Source organism: Burkholderia sp. MSMB0856 (genome assembly GCF_001524645.2).
Taxonomy (GTDB): Bacteria; Pseudomonadota; Gammaproteobacteria; order Burkholderiales; family Burkholderiaceae; genus Burkholderia; species Burkholderia diffusa.
In genome coordinates this window covers 39003-57760 of sequence record NZ_CP013429.1, presented here as the reverse complement: position 1 = coordinate 57760, position 18758 = coordinate 39003, and the positions used below count along the sequence as shown (strand labels likewise).

Sequence of the window (18758 nt, the reverse complement as noted above, 5' to 3'; positions counted from 1 at the left end):
AAGTCATTACATTCGTGCATGTGTCGGCCTGATTGCCGGACGAGCCGAATCCGCCCGGGATCCTTGACAGTCAAGGCTATCCGCCATCATCACCGGTTTTCCGGCAGCCGCAGTGAGCGTACATGGCGGCCCCTTTCAGGGAAGACACCTAGCGCCGTACAACCCGGGATCTCGTTCCATCCCTTTAATCCCTTTCACTCTGGTTCGCCGCGATGAGTTTCAATCTGCAGCAGTTGACGATGTTCACCACGATCGTTTCCGCGGGTAGCCTGGGACGAGCCGCGACCATGCTGGACATGACCCAGCCAGCGCTGAGCAGAGCGATCAAGCGACTTGAGGAGTCCGTAGGGGCGCCGCTTTTCGAGCGCCACACCAAAGGGATGCAGCTGACCGCGCTTGGCGAAGCATTGATGCCGCATGCCATGTTGCTGCAAAGGGAAGCCGAACAGGCGCGCGAGGAATTGGACGCGATGCGCGGCCTGGCGAAAGGCGTCATCAAGGTCGGCGCGGTGGGCAGCATAGCGAGCCTCGTCTTGCCGATGGCCATCGCGTGCGTGCTCGAGAAATGGCCCAATCTGCGCGTTGAAGTGATTGAAGGCGTGTGGGATCGTCTCGTCGAGGGCTTGCTCGCTTACGAAATCGACCTGGCGCTGGGCACATCGGGAATCGAAACCGAGGATGTCGCTGCGCTCTCCGATTGTTCATGGACCGACAGGAGTTACGTGGTCGCGGCGGCCGATCACCCTTTGCGCTCGAAGCGCAATCTTCGACTCGATGACACGTTGACACAACGGTGGGCACTCACGCCCAAGGGAACCGGACCTTACGCCCACATGCAAGAAACCTTCGAAGCCCGAGGCCTCCCAATGCCGGCCATTGCAGTCGAGACCCGTTCGGTAACCGTGCTCAAAAGCCTGGTGGCACGGTGTGGCTTCGTCTCATGGATGGCCGAACCGATGTACGACACTGAAAGCAAAGCTGGCGTCATTGACGCTCTGGATATTGAAGGCCTGGATGCGCAACGCACCTTAACCGCGTTTCGGCGCCGGCGCGGCACTCTGCCAACGCCCGCCGTCAAACTGCTCGACGAATTGCGTCACCTGACAGGATCCTTGCGCAAAGAAAGGCAAATCCTGTCGTGACGACCGTGGAATTGCTTGCGGTGGCTTCGCACCCAATCTGACAGTGATTGGTTCTTCATGCTGACGCGCGGTGGCCCGTGGCGGCAATGCGCGCCACAACGGCAAGGAGTCCGCGATGACTCAGGCGCGGAAGATAACTCGTGCCAAGGTCGACATACAGCGTTGGCCCGGCCTGACGCGTGAGAGGTGACTGGCCCGACGGCAGCTTGAAATCGGACTACTACGAATCCGCCCCGCCCTCGTCGATCTCTATCGACGTCTCCCAGCGGAAATAACCGGACACGGCACCATCGCGGTCGAGTACGGCGAAATCGGCCGTGCACGTGGTGGCGCCCGCGGCCAGCACGTCGCTGCGCCAGTAGTGATCCGGCATCGGCCGGCACTGTGGATGGAGCAGGTCGTCGTCGGACGGCACCGGCGTCGCGGCGTCGCGCACCTCCGGTTCGATCGGCGCGACGATGCCGGCATCCTTCAATGCGAACCGGATGAACAGCACGCTCGCTTCGGCACGCAGCGCCAGCGCCGTTTCGCGCAGGCGGAGCTGGTCGCCCGGCGACAGGCCGGCAAAGAGCCGGCTGTCGTTTCGGCCGAGCGGCCCGGTGTCGCCGGGGCTCACCACGTAGATGTGCCGGCCGTCGATCACCGTCGGCGTATCGGCGTTCCGGCTCGCATCGGGGTAGGTCGACAGCAGCGTGACGGCATCGACGATCGCAAGCACATCGCAACGAAGACCAGACATGGCACATCCTCCGGAACGGGAATATGACGCGGACGACCGCCGCGCGGCCGCCCGCCTGCCGAGATCAGTTGTGGATCGAGATGAACGGATCCCACTGATAGCAACCCAGCGACTGGCAGTTGCGGTCGATGATCTGGAAGTAGAAGTGATAGGTGACGCGGCCTTCCGACAGCGTTTCCGACGACCAGTAGTAGTTGTCCACCTTCTGGCAGGTCGGCGTCGACGGCGAGCTCGGATTCGGAATCGGGACCGATGCGGTGGCCTTGCGCGGCGTCGGCGTCGAAATCAGGTCCTTGCCCTGGTTGGCGATGAAGCCGTAGAAGACCACCTGCTTCTCGAAACCCAGGGACAGGCTCGTTTCGCGCCAACGGATCAGGTCGCCGACCTGGGCTCTCAGGTCGAGTTCGCCGCCCGCCTGCCCGGAGACGACGTTGTCCTGGTTCGTGACCATGTACACGTGCTTCCAGTCGATCAGCGTCGGGTTTTTCGGATCCCGGCTGGGATTCGGATATTTTTGGAGAATCGTTTCGGTATCGATCGAGACGAGCACATCGGTAACGCGTGACATAGGAACTCCCGTTCAGGTAAATGGGGCGGCCGGTGCGCGGACTGTTTCAGACGACCTTCAATCACCGATCGGGTGACGATTCGTCATGAAACCTTGAAACCTCAAGTTGTCCCGCGATTTAAATTTACACCGTGCAGTTAATCCAATGAACCTGTAAACGCTGACAGTTCTCTATTATTTTTTATAAAATTCATGGCTTACCAAAACAATACCAATGATTGATCCTGTATTTCGCATCATTCTCATCAAGGATAAATCAACGCACCATGAGCACGCCGCTCAAGGATGCACGGGAACGTGAAATGTTCGACCGTTTTATTCGCATTTTTTATTAATACCACCGCCTCCGACACGAATCCATGGCCTCGATGCGTGATTATGTGAATTAACCCTTATACCTCACACCAAATCGAAACAAAAAGACTCACGCAACCAACCCAGAATCCCGACATTATTTAAACGCACTTTTAACGGCATTATTTCACCCCGCACGCCACCCGGCTCGATTAATGGAAAATCCGAACCGAGACCGCTGACTAGATAAGTTCGCACTCGATCTCGATCCGTACGTCATCACGGGCACATTTGCATGCCCGGCTCTCCCGCTACTCGACATTGTCCGAAACGTCCGTCATCCGGATCATGTGCGGCTTCACGCCTTCGTCGTCCGCCGCCTCCTCCTTCGGATGGATCAGCGCTTCGAGCCGCGCCTTCGTCGCGACGAATTCGGGCGTATTGACCTGCGAATAATCCCGCGGCCGCGCCACCGGCACCTCGATCAGTTCCTGCACGCCGCCCGGGTTCGCCTTCAGCACGAGAATCCGGTCCGCGAGGAAGATCGCCTCGTCGAGATCGTGCGTGATGAAGAGGATCGTCACGTCGATATTGCGCCAGATGTCGAGCAGGTGTGTCTGCATCCGCGCACGCGTCTGCGCGTCGAGCGCGCCGAACGGCTCGTCCATCAGCAGGATGCGCGGACGGTTCGCGAGCGCGCGGGCGATCGCCACGCGCTGCTTCATGCCGCCCGACAACTGATGCGGATACACGTCGGCGAAACGCGTCAGCCCGACCAGATCGAGCCATTGCAGCGCCTCGCGCTCGGCTTCGCTGCCGCTGCTGCCATTCATTCGGAGGCCGAACATCACGTTCTTCTTCACGGTGAGCCACGGAAACAGCGTATAGCCCTGGAACACCATCCCGCGATCGGCGCCCGGCCCCTGCACGGGCTTGCCGTCCAGCAACACCTCGCCGCTCGTCTGCGCCTCGAGCCCGGCCAGGATGCGAATCAGCGTCGACTTGCCGCAGCCGGACGGGCCGATCACGCACACGAACTCGCGCCGGTGGGTCCGGAAACTGATGTCGTCGAGCGCGACGCACTCGCCCTGCGGCGTCGCGAAACGCTTGCCGACATGCCGCACGTCGAGAATCACGTCGCGGGCCTTGAGCCGCGCGAAGCGCTCGCGCACCGCGTCGGATTGAATCAGGTAATCGGGAACGGCTTGCGGATTCTGCATGATGCCCTCTACGAAAATCGGTCGATGGATGCGCGTCAACGGGCGTCACGCCTTCAGCGTGCGATCCCACGGAAACAGCTTGCGGCCGAGCAGTCCGAGCGCGATGTCGGTGCCGAGGCCGATGATCCCGATCATCAGGATTGCCGCATATACGTTGTCGAAGTGCTGGTAGCGCGCCTGCTGGCTGATGTACCAGGTGATGCCCGAGCTCGTGCCGACGAGTTCGGCGACGATCAGGTAGGTCCACGCCCAGCCGAGCAGGATCCGCTGGTCGCGATACAGGTCCGGCAGCACGCCCGGAATCACGACGTGCGTGAGGAGCTGAAGTTTCTTCGTGCCGAGCGTCATCGCCGCTTCGAACAGCCCGTATTCGAGCTTGCGCGTCGTATTCGCAATGATCAGCACCTGCTGGAACAGCGTGCCGATCACGATGATCGCGACCTTCGGCGCGTCGTAGATGCCGAGGATCGCGACCATCAGCGCGCCGAACGCCGGCGCCGGCAGGTAGCGGAAGAACTCCAGGAACGGCTCCTGCAGCCGCGCGAGCGCACTGAAGGTGCCGCAGACGATGCCGAGCGGCACGCCGATCGCGGACGAGATCACGAAGCCCCAGAAGATGATCCGGATGCTGTGCCACAGGCTTTCGTGCAGCCACACGCCGTCGCGCGAGGCGGGCGGCGTCGTGAACGCCGTGTAGAACGCGCGCAGCACCTGGTGCGGCGCAGGCAGGTACACCGGGTTCGCGCGCACGCCCTCGGGCACGGCCGCGTGCGTCGCGCGCGCATGCGCGAGCTCGTCGTCGAACACGTCGCGGTCGATCTGCATGCCGGTCTGGAAATAGTCGACGCTTCCCGGATTCGTGATGCGCATTTGCGGATGCCAGACGAACGGCACATAGCTGATCAGGCACCAGACGGCGAACGGCAGCAGGAAGGACGCCAGGCCGAGCGTCCATTTGCCGCGCGCCGTCAGCTCGCGGCGCACGGCGAGCCAGCCGGTCGTGTTGCGGGTCGTTGACATGGGAATCTCCGTATCGTTTCAGGTGCCGGTCGCGCGCATGCCGGAGCAACGCGCGACCGGGCGTTCATTGCAATGCGCCGCTGGCGGCCTGCGCGCGGTAAGCCCGCCAGCCGCCGAAGCGCGTGATGTCCTGCGCATCGGCGAGCGCCGCGCTTTCACACAGGAAGCCCTGCACTTGCGAGCCGTCCGCGAGCGTCAGCGTGCCGATGCCGAGCGGCGCCGCAATCCCGGCGACGAAGCTGCCGTACGCGTCGACGGGCATCTCCCAGATCTCGACCGCGATCGGCGCGCCGCCGTCCGGCACGCGCACGAGGCCCGGCTTGGCGACGCCGCCGCAGGCCGCCGCGGACAGCGCGTAGAGGCGATAGGCGGCGGCCGTCGTCGTCGCGGCGACGAACCGCGCGCCCCGCTGCGTGAGCTGCCCGTTCAACGGCTCGCCGCGCAGATGCGCGCCGACGACGGCCACGCGCACGACGTCGGGCGACACGTCGGGCGCGGGGGCCACCAGTGCGAGCGACCCGCCATCGCCGGCAGCGACCGTGCCGTCGGCCCACGCCTGTGCGAGATCGAGCAGCCGCGCATCGTCGTGCGCGCGGCCGACGAACGTGATCCCGAACGGCAGGCCCGCATGTCGCCCGCTTTCGCACGTGCCGGCCGGCACGGCGATCGCCGACAGGTCGAGCAGGTTGACGAAATTCGTGTAGTAGCCGAAGCACGAGTTGACGCCGATCGGATCGGCTTCGAGCGCATCGACGGTCGCGGTCGTCGCCGAGGTCGGCATCACGATCGCGTCGAGCCCGCCCCACGCGCGCGCCGCCTCGACGCGCAGCGTCGCGAGCCGATCGAATGCCGCGAACGCGTCGGCCGCGCTGAAGCGCGACGCGCCGCCGACGATTTCGCGAATCACCGGATGCAGCGCATCGGGTTCCCGCGCGGCGAATGCGCCGATCGCGGCGAGCCGCTCGGCAACCCACGGGCCGTCGTACAGCAACCGCGCGGCCGCCAGGAACGGGCTGAAATCGATCTCGACGACTGCCGCGCCGGTCGCGCGCAGGCGTTCGAGCGCCGCGTCCCATGCGGCACGGTACGATTCGTCGCCGAAGAATTCGAGCTGGTCGGCACGCGGCGCGCCGAAGCGCACCTGCGCGAGCGGTCGCGCCGAATGCGCGCGCGGTCCATCCGCGCCCGCCGGCGGCTGCCATGCGCGCCCGTACGGATCGCCTTCGGTCACGCCATGCGCGGCGTCGAACACCGCCCGCGCATCGGCCGGCGAATGCGCGAACACCGACACGCAATCGAGCGACCGGCAGGCCGGCACGACGCCGAGCGTACTCACCACGCCACGGGTCGGCTTGAGCCCGACGAGGCCATGGAACGCTGCCGGCACGCGCCCGGAACCGGCCGTGTCGGTGCCGAGCGAGAACGTCGCGACGCCGAGCGCGACCGCCACCGCCGACCCGGAACTCGATCCGCCCGACGCATAGCGCGAATCGAGCGCGTTGCGGCACGCGCCGTAAGGCGAGCGCTGCCCCGACAGCCCGGTCGCGAACTGGTCGAGATTGGTCTTGCCGATCGGAATCGCACCGGCTGCGATCAGCCGCTCGACGACGGGCGCGCTGCGCGCCGGCGTGTATGCATAAGCCGGGCAGGCCGCCGTCGTCGGTATGCCGGCGAGGTCGATGTTGTCCTTGATCGCGAACGGCACGCCGTAAAGCGGCAACGACGCGCTGTCGCGCCCGGCGAGCGCGTCGGCATACTGCGTCATCTCCGCGCGCGTCAGCGGACGGATCCACGCATGATGCGGATCGCCTGCGTCGAAATGCGCGGCGATCGCGTCGACGAGCGCATGCGGCGTCAGGTCGCCCGCCGCGTAGCGCGCGCGCAGCGCGGCAATCGAGCGCAGCCCGGGCAGGATGGAACGTTCCGTCGTGCTCATGCGACCTCCTCGGCGGCGCCCGCCTTCATCACCATCAGCCGCTGGCCGGCCACCACCGCCGCGCCCGGCGCGCAGTCGATCGTCTCGATCGTGCCGTCTTCCGTTGCCGTCACCGCCACCTCCATCTTCATCGACTCGACGATCGCGACGACCTGCCCTTCGGTCACGCGCTCGCCGGCCTCGACCAGCACCTTCCACACGCTGCCCGACACGTCCGCGGCGATGGCCCGCTGCGTGTCGTCGAGCACGCCCGCTGCCCGCGCCGCCTGCGCGTCACCCTGCTCCGCGTCGCCGACGTATTCCGCATGCCCGGCCGCCCGCCATCGCTCACGCTCGGCTTCGAACGCGGTTTGCTGCGCAGCCTTGAACGTCGCGATCGAATCCGCCTCGTCGCGCAGGAAGCGGTTGTATGCGCCCAGATCGAACACGGATTCCTCGATCCTCAGCGACGCGCGGCCCGCGACGAAATCCGCGCGCAGCGCGGTCAACTCCGCCTCGCTGACTTCGTAAAAGCGGATCTCGTCGAAGAAGCGCAGCAGCCAGGGCTTGCCGGCCTCGAATTCGCGCGTGGTGCGGTGGCGGTTCCACATCTGCACGGTCCGGCCGACGAACTGGTAGCCGCCCGGCCCTTCCATCCCGTACACACACAGATACGCGCCGCCGATGCCGACCGCGTTCTCCGGCGTCCAGGTGCGCGCGGGGTTGTATTTCGTGGTCACCAGCCGATGCCGCGGATCGATCGGCGTCGCGACCGGCGCACCGAGGTAGACGTCGCCGAGCCCCATCACCAGATAGCGCGCGTCGAACACGATGCGCCTGACGTCGTCGATGCTCGCCAGGCCGTTGATGCGCCGGATGAACTCGATATTGCTCGGGCACCACGGCGCATCGGGCCGCACCGACTGCATGTAGCGCTCGATCGCGACGCGCGTCGACGGGTCGTCCCACGACAGCGGCAGATGCACAACGCGATTCGGCACGCGCATGTCGGCCACGTCCGGCAGTTCGCGCTCGGCAGCCTGCAGATGCGCGAGCAGCGTGGCGAGCGGCAGCGTCCGCGCGTCGAACTGCACCTGCAGCGAGCGAATTCCCGGCGTCAGGTCGAGCATGCCGGGCAGCCGGTGCGCGTCGAGCCAGCACATCAGCGCATGCACGCGAAAACGCAGGTTGAGGTCGAGCACGAGCGGCCCGTATTCGACCAGCACGTTGCGATCGCCCGAGCGCCGGTACACCACGCCGATGCCGTCGCCGGCCGACGGGTCGCGATGCAGCACGCAATCGTCCGGCGCGCCTGCGGGTGCCACGGGCGCGATCGCGGCGACCGCGGGCGCGGGCGACACGCGGGCGCGAACGAACTGCACGGTGTCGCCCGGGCGCAACTGCCCGAGCTTCCACAACTCGTCGCGCACGACCGTCACCGGGCACACGAAGCCGCCGAGGCTCGGCCCGTCCGGGCCAAGAATCACCGGCATGTCGCCGGTGAAATCGACCGCACCGATCGCATACGCGTTGTCGTGGATGTTCGATGGATGCAGGCCGGCCTCGCCGCCGTCCACGCGTGCCCATTGCGGCTTCGGGCCGATCAGCCGCACGCCGGTGCGGCTGGAGTTGTAATGGACCGTCCACTGCGTGCCGTAGAGCATCGCAATGTCGTCGGGCGTGAAGAAATCCGGCGCGCCGTGCGGACCGTCGAGCACGCCGAGCGTCCATGCATGCGTGAGCGCGGGAACGTCGGCCGCGGCCAGCGTCGCGCCCGCGTCGCCGCGCCCCGCGTCCGCGTGCAGATGCAGCACGTCGCCCTTGCGCAGCGCGCGCCCCGCGTGGCCGCCGAACTGACCGAGCGTGAAGGTCGCCTTGCTGCCGAGATAGTCGGGCACCTGCAGCCCGCCCTTCACCGCGAGGCAGGCGCGCACGCCCGCGCCGGTCACGCCGCCGAGCTTCAGCACCGCGCCGGGCCGCGCGCGCAGCACCTGCCAGAACGGCGCGGGCTCGCCGTCGAGCGTGGCCGCGAGCGGCGCGCCGCCGAGCACGAATAGCGTCGCCGTGTTGAAGCGCAGCGTCGCGCCGACCATCGTGAATTCGAGCCCCGCCGCGTCGCGCGCGTTGCCGAGCAGCGCGTTCGCGAGGTCGAACGCACGATCGTCCATCGGCCCGGACGGCGGCACGCCGACGCTCCAGTAACCGACGCGACCGGGGGCCTGCTGCACGGTGGTCTGCACGCCGCCGTCGAGCACGTCGATCGTGTGCGGCGAGAACGCGAAGCGCGACAGGAATGCCGTCGTCGGCGCGCCGCGCGCGAACGTGTCCGAGCCGACGACGGCGCGCAGGTAGTCGAGGTTGGTCTCGATCCCGTACAGCTCGGTACGCGCCAGCGCAGCCTGCAATGCGGCCAGCGCGTCGCGTCGCGTATCGCCGCGCACGATCAGCTTCGCGAGCAGCGGATCGTAATGCGCGCTGATCTCGGTGCCCGCTTCGATCCAGCCGTCGACGCGCACATCGTCCGGAAACGCGACGTGCGTGAGCAACCCCGCGCTCGGCTGGAACTGCTTGTGCGGATCCTCCGCATAGAGTCGCACCTGGATGCTCGCGCCGCGCGGCGCGACGGTCAACGTGTCGAGCGGCGGCAGATCGCCTTCGGCTTGCAGGATCATCCACTCAACGAGATCGATGCCCGTCACCGCTTCGGTCACGCAATGTTCGACCTGCAGCCGCGTATTCACCTCGAGGAAATAGAACTGCCGCGCGTTCGCGTCGAACACGAATTCGACGGTGCCGGCCGACGCGTAGCCGACCGCGCGGGCGAGCCGCACCGCGCTCGCGTGCAGCGCGTCGCGCTCGGCGCCGGTCAGGTCCGGCGCGGGCGTTTCCTCGATCACCTTCTGATTGCGGCGCTGCACGGAGCAATCGCGTTCGCCGAGCGCGATCGCGCCGCCCCGGCCGTCGCCGAAGATCTGCACTTCGATGTGCCGCGCGTGTTCGACGAACTTCTCGAGATAGACGCCCGCATGCGCGAAGTTCGCGTTGCCGAGCCGCACGACGGAGTCGAAGGCCGCCTCGAGTTGCGCGGCATCGCGACAGAGCGACATGCCGATCCCGCCGCCGCCGCCGGTGCTTTTCAGCATCACGGGATACCCGATTGCGTCGGCTTCGGCGAGCGCCGTCGCCATGTCGTCGAGCAGCCCCGTGCCCGGCAGCAGCGCAACGCCGTGCGCGGCGGCGAGCGCGCGCGCAGTGTGCTTGAGGCCGAACGCGCGCATGTGATCGCCGCGCGGCCCGATGAAGCGCAGGCCCGCTGCCTCGCATGCATCGGCGAACCCGGCATGCTCGGACAGGAAGCCGTAGCCGGGATGCACGGCCTGCGCGCCGGTCGCGCGCGCGGCGGCGAGGATCGCCGCGACGTTCAGGTAGCTGTCGGCCGCCGGCGCGGGCCCGACACGCACCGCTTCGTCGGCGAGCGCCACGTGACGCGCATCTCGATCGGCGTCCGAATAAATCGCGACCGACGCGATGCCGAGCCGCTTGAGCGTGCGGATCACGCGGCACGCGATTTCGCCGCGGTTCGCGACGAGGACCTTGGCGAATCTCATGTTGCCTCCCGCGAACGATCGTGAGCGTGAGCGTGGTTCATTCAGCCTCCCAGATCGTGAGGCGCACGGGCGTCGGGTTGTAGCCGTTGCACGGGTTGTTGAGTTGCGGGCAGTTCGAGATCAGCACGGTGACGTCCATCTCCGCGCGCATCTCCACGTACTTGCCGGGCGCGGAAATGCCGTCCTCGAAGGTGAGCCCGCCGAGCGGCGTGACGGGCACGTTCATGAAGAAGTTGACGTTGCCGACGAGGTCGCGCTTGCCGAGCCGCGTGCCCGCGCCGCACGAGCAGTGCGCGATCGCGTTGAGGAAGCTGTCGCGGCAGTTGTGCATGTAACGCTTGTCGAGCGCATAGCGCACGGTGTTGCTTTCGGCCGCGCATGCGCCGCCGAGCGTGTCGTGGCGGCCGCAGGTGTCGGCGACGATCGTCACCATCGGGTTGCCCCGGCTGGACAGCAGCACGCTGCCCGCGCTCAGGTACAGGTTGCGCTGCGCGCGGATCGTGTCCTGCGCGCTGTAGCGCTCCTCGATGTCGTCGGACCGGTAGAACAACGTGTCGACCGCCTGGTTGCCTTCCAGGTCGAGGATGCGGAACACCTGTCCGCGTTTCAGGTCGTGCAGCCACGGTTCGCCCGCTTTCAGCGTGGTGTCGTGAATCGCGTCGCGCGGGTCGAGACGGCTTTCGATGATCGGCATGACGGGCTCCTTACGCGAACAGGCGGTCGGTGTTGGCGAAGCCGCGCAGGTTCTCCGCGCAGGCGCGGCGGCACGGGTCGTCCTCGGGCGCGGCGCCGTCCGCCGGATACGCGCGGTACGCGATCAGCTTCACGGGCTTCGGCGCATAGTCCGCACGCGGATCGAGCGGATGCGGCGCGGTCGAGAACGCCGCGAGCGTGTTCATCTCGAAGCGCAGGTCGAGCGCGCTGCCGGCCGGCGAATGGCCGGCGACGAAATCGAGCGTGCCGTCGTCGCGCGTGTCGAGCCGGCTGAAGAAGTTGACGTTCGCGGCGAGATCGCGCGCCGACAGGCCGTATTTCGCGAGCTCGAGCACGAGGCTGTCGCGGCCGTTGCGGATCATCGCGTTGCGATCGGCCTGGTACGAGGTCGTGCCGTACTTGTGCGCGAACAACCGCGCATCGCCGACGCCGCCGAGCGGGTCGTGCCAGCCGAGCGTGTCGGCCGTGATCGATGCGATCACGCGCCCCATGTCCGTATACAGCGCGTGGCCGCGCGTGAGGTGCGCGGTGTGCTGCGCCTTCAGCGTGTCGGCCATGTTGTAGCGTTCGAGCGGATCTTCCTGGCGATGAAAGACGGCGGACAGGTTCGCGCCGCCGTCGACATCGACGATGCGCAGCGCGAGGCCGCGGCGCAGGATGCCGGACCAGTGGGTTCCTGCGGGGATCAGCGTTTCCCACGCGACGTGCGGCGGTGGAACAAGGACGGGGACGGCTTGGGGGCTCGGCGACATGGCGGCTCCGTGGTCGGTTGGACAAAAGGCGTGAGAGGGCGACCGAACGACATCGCGACCTCCCGGGCTTTTATCCCTCCGTGGAGCCTCGCCATTTCCTCGAATCGAGGCGAAGGCAAGACCGGATTGCTCTCGGACCAGTCATCGCGTGGCGCGAACGCCGCACGACCGGAACCCTAGCGATCCTGAAGATGATGCAAATTGCTTCGCACCTCTCGGGCGTCGATAAAGCGAGTTGCGTGCCAGCCGCCGCGCAACGACCGCACGACGCGGCGCGACGGCCCGATGACGCACGGCGTGCACGAATCGGCGGCGGCCGCTTGCCCTCGCGGCGGGCGTGCGACGCACCATGCGCACGCGATCGCGCACCGGCGCAGTGCGCGTCGCGCACGCGTGCACCGCGCGATCCGCGATGGCATGGGCATTGCTAAATGGATGCATCGTCACTCGATACCCCACTCGTCATGAACAAGCTCGACCTGCTCCGGCGCACATTGAGCGCGCTGTTCTCCGCCCGCTTCATCGAACTTCAGCGTACCGTCCGCCGCCGTTGAATCGCGTTGCCGCGCGTGATTGGCACGCTTCTCGCTCGGCATGACGCCGAGAGGTGCGGCGGCGTCGCATCTTAGGGGTGCTAGGGTTCCGGTTCATCGAACGTCTGGTCCGAGAGCAGCCCGGCGCGGGTGCGTCCGATCGCGAGACCGGATGCATGCGCGCTACACGGCGGGACAAAAGCCCGGGAGATTGGCGATGGCAACGGCCGTCGCGCCTCTCCGTGGCCGCTTTTCGTTCCGCATCCGCAGGAACCGGTCACGCGGCCGGACCGCGCACAGACACGGTCCGAATCGACGATCCCGATCCCGGTCTCCTGGAGAACTACGATGACCCGTCCCGCCCTGGCGTTCCGCCGCCTGCCGTCCCGCCGTTCCTTCCGTTCCATCCGTCACGCGTTGAGCGCCGCCGTCACGGCCGCCGCGCTGCTGGCGGCGCCCGCCGTGCACGCGGCGGCGCCGCTGAAAATCGGCTACAGCGACTGGCCGGGCTGGGTCGCGTTCCAGGTCGCGCTCGACAAGGGCTGGTTCAAGGAAGCCGGCGTCGACGTCGACTTCGAATGGTTCGATTATTCGGCATCACTCGACGCGTTTTCCGCCGGCAAGCTCGACGCGGTCGCGGCGACCAACGGCGATGCACTCGTCACCGGCGCGGCCGGCGCGAAGAACGTCATGATCCTGCTGACCGACTATTCGGCCGGCAACGACATGATCGTCGCGAAGCCGCCGCTGCGCACCGTCGAAGGCCTGAAAGGCAAGAAGGTCGGCGTCGAGCTCGGCCTGGTCGATCACCTGCTGCTCGAAACCGCGCTCCAGAAGCACGGGCTCAAGGACGGCGACGTCACGCTCGTGAATGCGAAGACGAACGAACTGCCTCAGGTGCTCGGTTCGTCGAACGACATCGCCGCGGTGGCCGCATGGCAGCCGAATGCGGGCGAGGCGTTGAAACGCGCGCCTGGCGCGCGGGCGATCTTCACGTCGGCGGATGCGCCGGGGCTGATCTACGATGCGATCACGGTCGCGCCGGCGAGCCTCGCCGCGCGTCGGGCCGACTGGGCTAAGGTGGTCAAGGTCTGGTATCGCTGCGTCGCGTACATCAACGACCCGAAGACGCAGGCCGATGCGGTGAAGATCATGTCGGCGCGCGTGGGCCTCACGCCCGCGCAATATCTCCCGCTGCTGAAAGGCACCCACCTGCTCGACGCGGCGGCCGCGAAGCAAGCGTTCCGCAAGGGCGACGGGCTCGACTCGATCTACGGATCGACCCGCAACGCGAACGCGTTCAACGTGCGAAATGCCGTGTACAAACAGTCGCAGGACGTTGACGCATATATCGATCCGCGCGTCAGCGAGCTGCATTGACCGTCGCGGGCTCGCTCGCAGGTCGGGCCGGGCATGCGGGTGGCTGGTCCGGTTAGGTTCGCCACGGACCTCCGCGCAAACGCTTGACCGATCGAATCGGCAGTACGCGGGCCTGGCATCGCATCGGGTCCGCGTACTGAAGCGAACGACACAAAAAAGCGGTAGCGGAATTTAGTCCCGACACTTGGAGCGCACGTCCTCGGAGACGACGTCGACGCCCCTGCGATGTACCTTCCGCCCTCACGCGGCACGAAACGATACGGCAACCGTGCCATTGAACCGGTTCGTCGCAATGCCGATCGTGGCCGCGGCAAGCAACCTCTCCGCCATGCACGGCGCTCATGCGCCGCATGAGAACTTATCGATTGTTGGCAGCGCCGATCGACACCGACAATCCGCTTCATGCCCCTTGCTTGCGGTACGGGCCACTCCCCCTCCCAATCGGCACGTCACGATCCATGAACCATCCAGCCCCCGTCTCCTGCATCGACGAGGCCCGCGCGGCCACGGCGATACCGTTCCCTGTCCGCCCCCGCACCTGCGGCGAAGCGCTCGTCGATCTGCTCGAACGCCAAGGCGTCGAATGCGTGTTCGGCATTCCCGGCGTGCATACCGTCGAGTTGTATCGCGGCCTTGCCGCCTCGTCGATCCGTCACGTGACGCCGCGCCACGAACAAGGGGCCGGATTCATGGCCGACGGCTATGCCCGCGTCACGGGCCGGCCGGGGGTCTGCTTCATCATCACCGGGCCGGGGATGACCAACATCGCGACCGCGATGGCACAGGCCTACGCGGATTCGATTCCGATGCTGGTGATCTCGAGCGTCAACGCGAGGCGCGAGCTCGGCAGCGGCGACGGCCGCCTGCACGAGCTGCCGTCGCAGCGCGACGTGTTCGCGGGGCTCACCGCGTTCTCGCACACACTGCTCGACGCGGCCGACCTGCCGCAGGTCCTCGCACGCGCATTCGCGGTTTTCGAAAGCGCGCGACCGCGGCCCGTGCATATCGAGATCCCGCTCGACGTGATCGTGATGCCGGCGCCCGCGCTGCCCGCCGCTCCGCTCGCGCTGCCCGCGCGCCCGGCACCGGACGCCAACGCGCTTGCCGCAGCCGCCGACCTGCTCGCGCACGCTCGCCGGCCGCTGATACTGGCCGGCGGCGGCGCGATCCACGCCGCGACGGAACTGCGCGAACTCGCCGAACGCCTTCACGCGCCCGTCGCGCTGACGATCAACGCGAAGGGCCTGCTGCCGGCCGGCCACCCGTTGCTGATCGGCTCCACGCAGTCGCTGCCGGCCACGCGCGCGGCGATCGGCGACGCCGACGTGGTGCTCGCCGTCGGCACCGAACTCGGCGAAACCGATTACGACGTCACGTTCGACGGCGGCTTCGCGATCGATGGCCGGCTGATCCGCATCGACATCGACGCGCAACAGTTGATGCGCAATGCGCGCGCGGAAATCGCCATCGCCTGCGATGCGCGGCTTGCGCTCGGCGCGCTGTCGACCCGCCTGCACGAACGGCCGGCGCCGGCACCCGAGCCCGGCTGGGGCGCGTCGCGGGTGGCCGCCGTGCGCGCGGCGATCGCGTCCGGCCATGACGACGCCGCGCGTGCCCAGGCGCTGCTGATCGACACCATCGTCACGGCGCTGCCAGGCGCGATCATCGCCGGCGATTCGACGAGCCCCGTCTATGTCGGCAATTTCACGCACGATGCGCCGGCGCCTCGCAGCTGGTTCAACTCGTCGACCGGCTACGGCACGCTCGGCTACGGGCTGCCCGCCGCGATCGGCGCGAAGCTCGCCGCGCCCGCGCGGCCGGTTGTGTGCCTGATCGGCGACGGTGGCCTGCAGTTCACGCTGCCGGAACTCGCGAGCGCGGTCGAGGCCCGTGTGCCGGTGATCGTGATCGTCTGGAACAACCGCGGCTACGGCGAGATCCGCAAATACATGGTCGCGCGCGACATCACGCCAGTGGGCGTCGATCCGTATACGCCCGATTTCCAGGCACTTGCACGCGGCTTCGGCTGCGCGGCGCTCACGGCCGCGACACCGGGCGCGTTGGCCGAAGCGCTGCGCGACGCGACGGCACGCACGATTCCGACCGTGATCGAAATCGACGAGGCAACCTGGTTCGATCAGGTGCAGCGATGAGCACGCCACCGGATCTCGCGTTCAATCCGCCGCTGCATACGCGCCACTTCATCGACGGTACGTGGCGCACGAGCTTCAGCGGCGCGACGCTGCCCGTCGTCGACCCGTCGACGGAAGCGGTCATCGCCGACGTCAGCGCAGGAGGCGAGGCCGACGTCGAGCGTGCCGTACAGGCCGCATCGCGCGCGTTTCCCGGCTGGAAACGCACGACTGGCGCCGCGCGCGCGGCCCTGCTCCGCGCGATCGCGCGCGGCGTCGACGCACGCCGCATGCGCCTCGCGACGCTGCAGTCGATCAACAACGGCAAGCCGTTCGCTGAAGCCGAGATCGACGTCGCGGACGTGATCGCCACCTTCGACTACTACGCGGGCCTTGCGGACGCCCTCGACACCGACGGCGAAACCGAGATCGCGCTGCCGGGCGGAGACCATCGTGCATGGATCCGGCGCGAACCGGCCGGCGTCGCCGCGCTGATCGTGCCGTGGAATTTCCCGATGGTGACGACCGCGTGGAAGCTCGCGCCCGCGCTCGCCGCCGGCTGCACAGTCGTGCTGAAGCCGTCCGAGATCACGCCGCTGCCCGAGCTCGAACTCGCCGCGATCATTGCCGAAGCGGGCCTGCCGCCCGGCGTGCTGAACGTCGTGACGGGTACCGGCCCCGACGTCGGCGCCCCGCTGTGCGCGCATCCGCTCGTCGCGAAAGTGTCGTTTACCGGCAGCACGGCGGTCGGCGCACAGGTCATGAAGACAGCCGCGGACACGATCAAGGGCGTCGGTCTCGAACTCGGCGGCAAGTCGTCGATCGTCGTATTCGACGATGCCGATCTCGATCACGCTGTCGAACTGATCGCGGGCGGCGGCCTGTTCAACGCCGGGCAGATGTGTTCGGCGACCTCGCGCGTGCTCGTTGCCGCGCCGCTCGCCGACGACCTGATCGCACGCCTCGCGCGACGGATCGATACGACCGTCGTCGGCCCCCCGTTCGCGCCCGGCGTACAGATGGGCCCGCTCACCAGCCGCGCGCAATACGAACGCGTGAAGCGCCACATCGCACAGGGCCAGGCAGACGGCGCGCGGCTCGTTGCGGGCGGCGACGCGCTCGCCGGCCCCGGCTACTTCATCCGGCCCGCGCTGTTCGCCGACGTGCCGGGCGACTGCGCGCTATGGCGCGACGAGATTTTCGGACCGGTGCTGTGCGTCCGCGCGTTCGACACCGAGGACGACGCGATCGCGGCCGCGAACGATACCGAATACGGGCTCGTCGCCACCGTCGTCACGCGCGACGCGGCGCGCGGCAGGCGGGTCGCCAACGCGCTCGAGGCGGGCGTCGTCTGGATCAACACGCCGCAACTGATCTATCCGCAAACCTCATGGGGCGGCTACAAGCGCAGCAGCCTCGGGCGCGAGCTCGGCCCGTTCGGGCTGGCCGCCTTCCAGGAGATCAAGCAGGTCATGACGCCGGCTGGCTGAGGCCGCCGGCCCATGCGTTTATGTCATGCCGCGCATGCGGATATTTCGTTTGTTGCGGAAATTTGACCTCCCTACAGTTCATCCACACCCCGCGCCGCAGTTAGGCGACCGGCATCGAACCACACGGCATCGTTCATCAGGAGACGGCCATGCAACACTTCAAGGCGGGCAGAAGGCAGGTGATCAAAACCCTCGGCACGGCACTCGCCGCATCCGCCATTCCGATGCCATTCATCAGTACTGCGAAGGCACAGTCGAACCGTTTCGCCGGCAAGACGCTGCGCCTGCTCACCTGGTCTGACGATACCGGCGCGGCCGCGCTGCGCAACATCGCGGAAAGCTTCAGCAAGCAGACGGGCGCACGCGTGATCGCGGATCGTGCGGACGGCACGTCGGGCATGGTCGCGAAGGTCAAGGCCGCGGGCGAGCGGCCGACCTACGACGTCATCACGCTCGCGGGCGTCGGCGCGGCCGGCCTCGCCGACGCGGGCCTGCTCGCGAAGCCGGACCTGAACCGGCTGCCGAACCTGAAGGACGTCGCGCCGCAATACCGCACGGGCGCGAACGGCTTCGGCATCGGCTACCTGCTGTGGTCGGACGGATTGATCTACAACACGGCGACCGTGAAGAGCGCGCCGTCGAGCTACGAGGCGTTGTGGGATCCGAAGTATGCGGGCCGCCTGTTCCTGCCGCCGCCGGAGTGGGCCGAAGCAGTCGACCTCGCGATCATCGCCGCGAAGCTGGCGGGCGGTTCGCAGCAGAACATCGATCCGGGGTTCAGGAAGCTCGCGCAGCTCAAGGATCGCGTGATGACCCTCGGTGAAAACCCGAACCAGGTCGCCGACCTGTTCCGCACCGGCTCGCTCGACATCGGCGGCATCTATTCGCCTGCGTTCTTCCCGGACCAGATCCGCAAGCCCGACTACAAGATGGGCGTGACGTACGGGATGAAGGAAGGCTTTGCGACGCAACTGATGTTCACCGTGATCCCGAAGGCGCACCCGGGCGACCTCGACCTGATCCACGCGTTCATCAACCATTCGCTCGACGCGGGCGTGCAAGGCCGGATGGCGGCCGACGTGCTGAATGGCCCGGTGAACGGCAAGGCCGTGATTCCCGCGGAGAGCCGTGCGTTCGTGCCGTCGCCGCAGCAGATCGCTGAGAAAGCCGTGCTGCACGACGACAAGGCGCTCGCGATCGTCCAGCCGGCATGGATCAAGCGCTACACGGGCCTCTTCTCGGCGTAACGAC

At 67.3% G+C, this 18758-nt stretch carries 13 protein-coding genes and 2 riboswitches; of the genes, 5 read left to right on the top strand and 8 right to left on the bottom strand.

Going from position 1 to position 18758, the window contains the following annotated elements; all coding sequences use genetic code 11:
- Window positions 1-212: 212 nt before the first annotated feature.
- A complete protein-coding gene (locus WS87_RS28955; protein ID WP_059817263.1) occupies window positions 213-1142 on the top strand; it encodes a LysR family transcriptional regulator in 930 nt (309 codons plus the stop codon).
- A gap of 220 nt (window positions 1143-1362) precedes the next feature.
- On the opposite strand, the gene WS87_RS28950 is transcribed toward WS87_RS28955, so the two are convergent.
- From WS87_RS28950 to WS87_RS28915, 8 genes are all read right to left on the bottom strand, one after another.
- The gene (locus WS87_RS28950) at window positions 1363-1881 is read right to left on the bottom strand and encodes an AidA/PixA family protein (RefSeq protein ID WP_059817264.1); all 519 of its coding nucleotides are present in this window, start codon (window positions 1879-1881) and stop codon (window positions 1363-1365) included.
- A 64-nt stretch (window positions 1882-1945) separates the two neighbouring features.
- Window positions 1946-2449, bottom strand: a complete 504-nt coding sequence (locus WS87_RS28945; RefSeq protein WP_059525772.1) for an inclusion body family protein — start codon at window positions 2447-2449, stop codon at window positions 1946-1948.
- Between the two features lie 605 nt (window positions 2450-3054).
- On the bottom strand, window positions 3055-3963 hold the full coding sequence (locus tag WS87_RS28940) for an ABC transporter ATP-binding protein (RefSeq protein ID WP_059817266.1): 909 nt from the start codon (window positions 3961-3963) through the stop codon (window positions 3055-3057).
- Between the two features lie 45 nt (window positions 3964-4008).
- Window positions 4009-4983: an ABC transporter permease gene (locus WS87_RS28935; protein WP_059692415.1), complete on the bottom strand. Its 975-nt coding sequence runs from the start codon at window positions 4981-4983 to the stop codon at window positions 4009-4011.
- Between the two features lie 64 nt (window positions 4984-5047).
- Window positions 5048-6919, bottom strand: a complete 1872-nt coding sequence (atzF, locus tag WS87_RS28930) for an allophanate hydrolase (RefSeq protein WP_059817268.1) — start codon at window positions 6917-6919, stop codon at window positions 5048-5050.
- Window positions 6916-10506 carry an urea carboxylase gene (gene uca, locus WS87_RS28925; protein WP_059817271.1) on the bottom strand — a complete coding sequence of 1197 codons (3591 nt, stop codon included), beginning with the start codon at window positions 10504-10506 and terminating at the stop codon, window positions 6916-6918. The genes atzF and uca overlap by 4 nt, the downstream gene beginning before the upstream one ends.
- A gap of 37 nt (window positions 10507-10543) precedes the next feature.
- Window positions 10544-11200: an urea amidolyase associated protein UAAP2 gene (locus WS87_RS28920; RefSeq protein ID WP_059817273.1), complete on the bottom strand. Its 657-nt coding sequence runs from the start codon at window positions 11198-11200 to the stop codon at window positions 10544-10546.
- A 10-nt stretch (window positions 11201-11210) separates the two neighbouring features.
- Window positions 11211-11972 carry an urea amidolyase associated protein UAAP1 gene (locus tag WS87_RS28915; protein ID WP_059701048.1) on the bottom strand — a complete coding sequence of 254 codons (762 nt, stop codon included), beginning with the start codon at window positions 11970-11972 and terminating at the stop codon, window positions 11211-11213.
- Between the two features lie 57 nt (window positions 11973-12029).
- A riboswitch (guanidine-I (ykkC/yxkD leader) is annotated at window positions 12030-12163 on the bottom strand.
- 432 nt (window positions 12164-12595) lie between these two features.
- Window positions 12596-12717: riboswitch (guanidine-I (ykkC/yxkD leader) on the top strand.
- Between the two features lie 136 nt (window positions 12718-12853).
- Here WS87_RS28915 and WS87_RS28905 point away from each other — a divergent pair.
- The 4 genes from WS87_RS28905 (at window position 12854) to WS87_RS28890 (ending at window position 18754) form a co-directional block, all read left to right on the top strand.
- Entirely contained in the window at window positions 12854-13885 is a 1032-nt protein-coding gene (locus WS87_RS28905) for an ABC transporter substrate-binding protein (protein ID WP_059817276.1), read from the top strand.
- Window positions 13886-14343: 458 nt separating this feature from the next.
- On the top strand, window positions 14344-16038 hold the full coding sequence (locus WS87_RS28900; protein ID WP_082750583.1) for a 5-guanidino-2-oxopentanoate decarboxylase: 1695 nt from the start codon (window positions 14344-14346) through the stop codon (window positions 16036-16038).
- Complete coding sequence (locus WS87_RS28895; RefSeq protein WP_059817278.1) at window positions 16035-17507, top strand: aldehyde dehydrogenase family protein; 1473 nt, start codon at window positions 16035-16037, stop codon at window positions 17505-17507. Before WS87_RS28900 ends, WS87_RS28895 begins: the two co-directional genes overlap by 4 nt.
- Before the next feature lie 149 nt (window positions 17508-17656).
- Entirely contained in the window at window positions 17657-18754 is a 1098-nt protein-coding gene (locus WS87_RS28890; protein ID WP_059817280.1) for an ABC transporter substrate-binding protein, read from the top strand.
- Window positions 18755-18758: the final 4 nt, after the last annotated feature.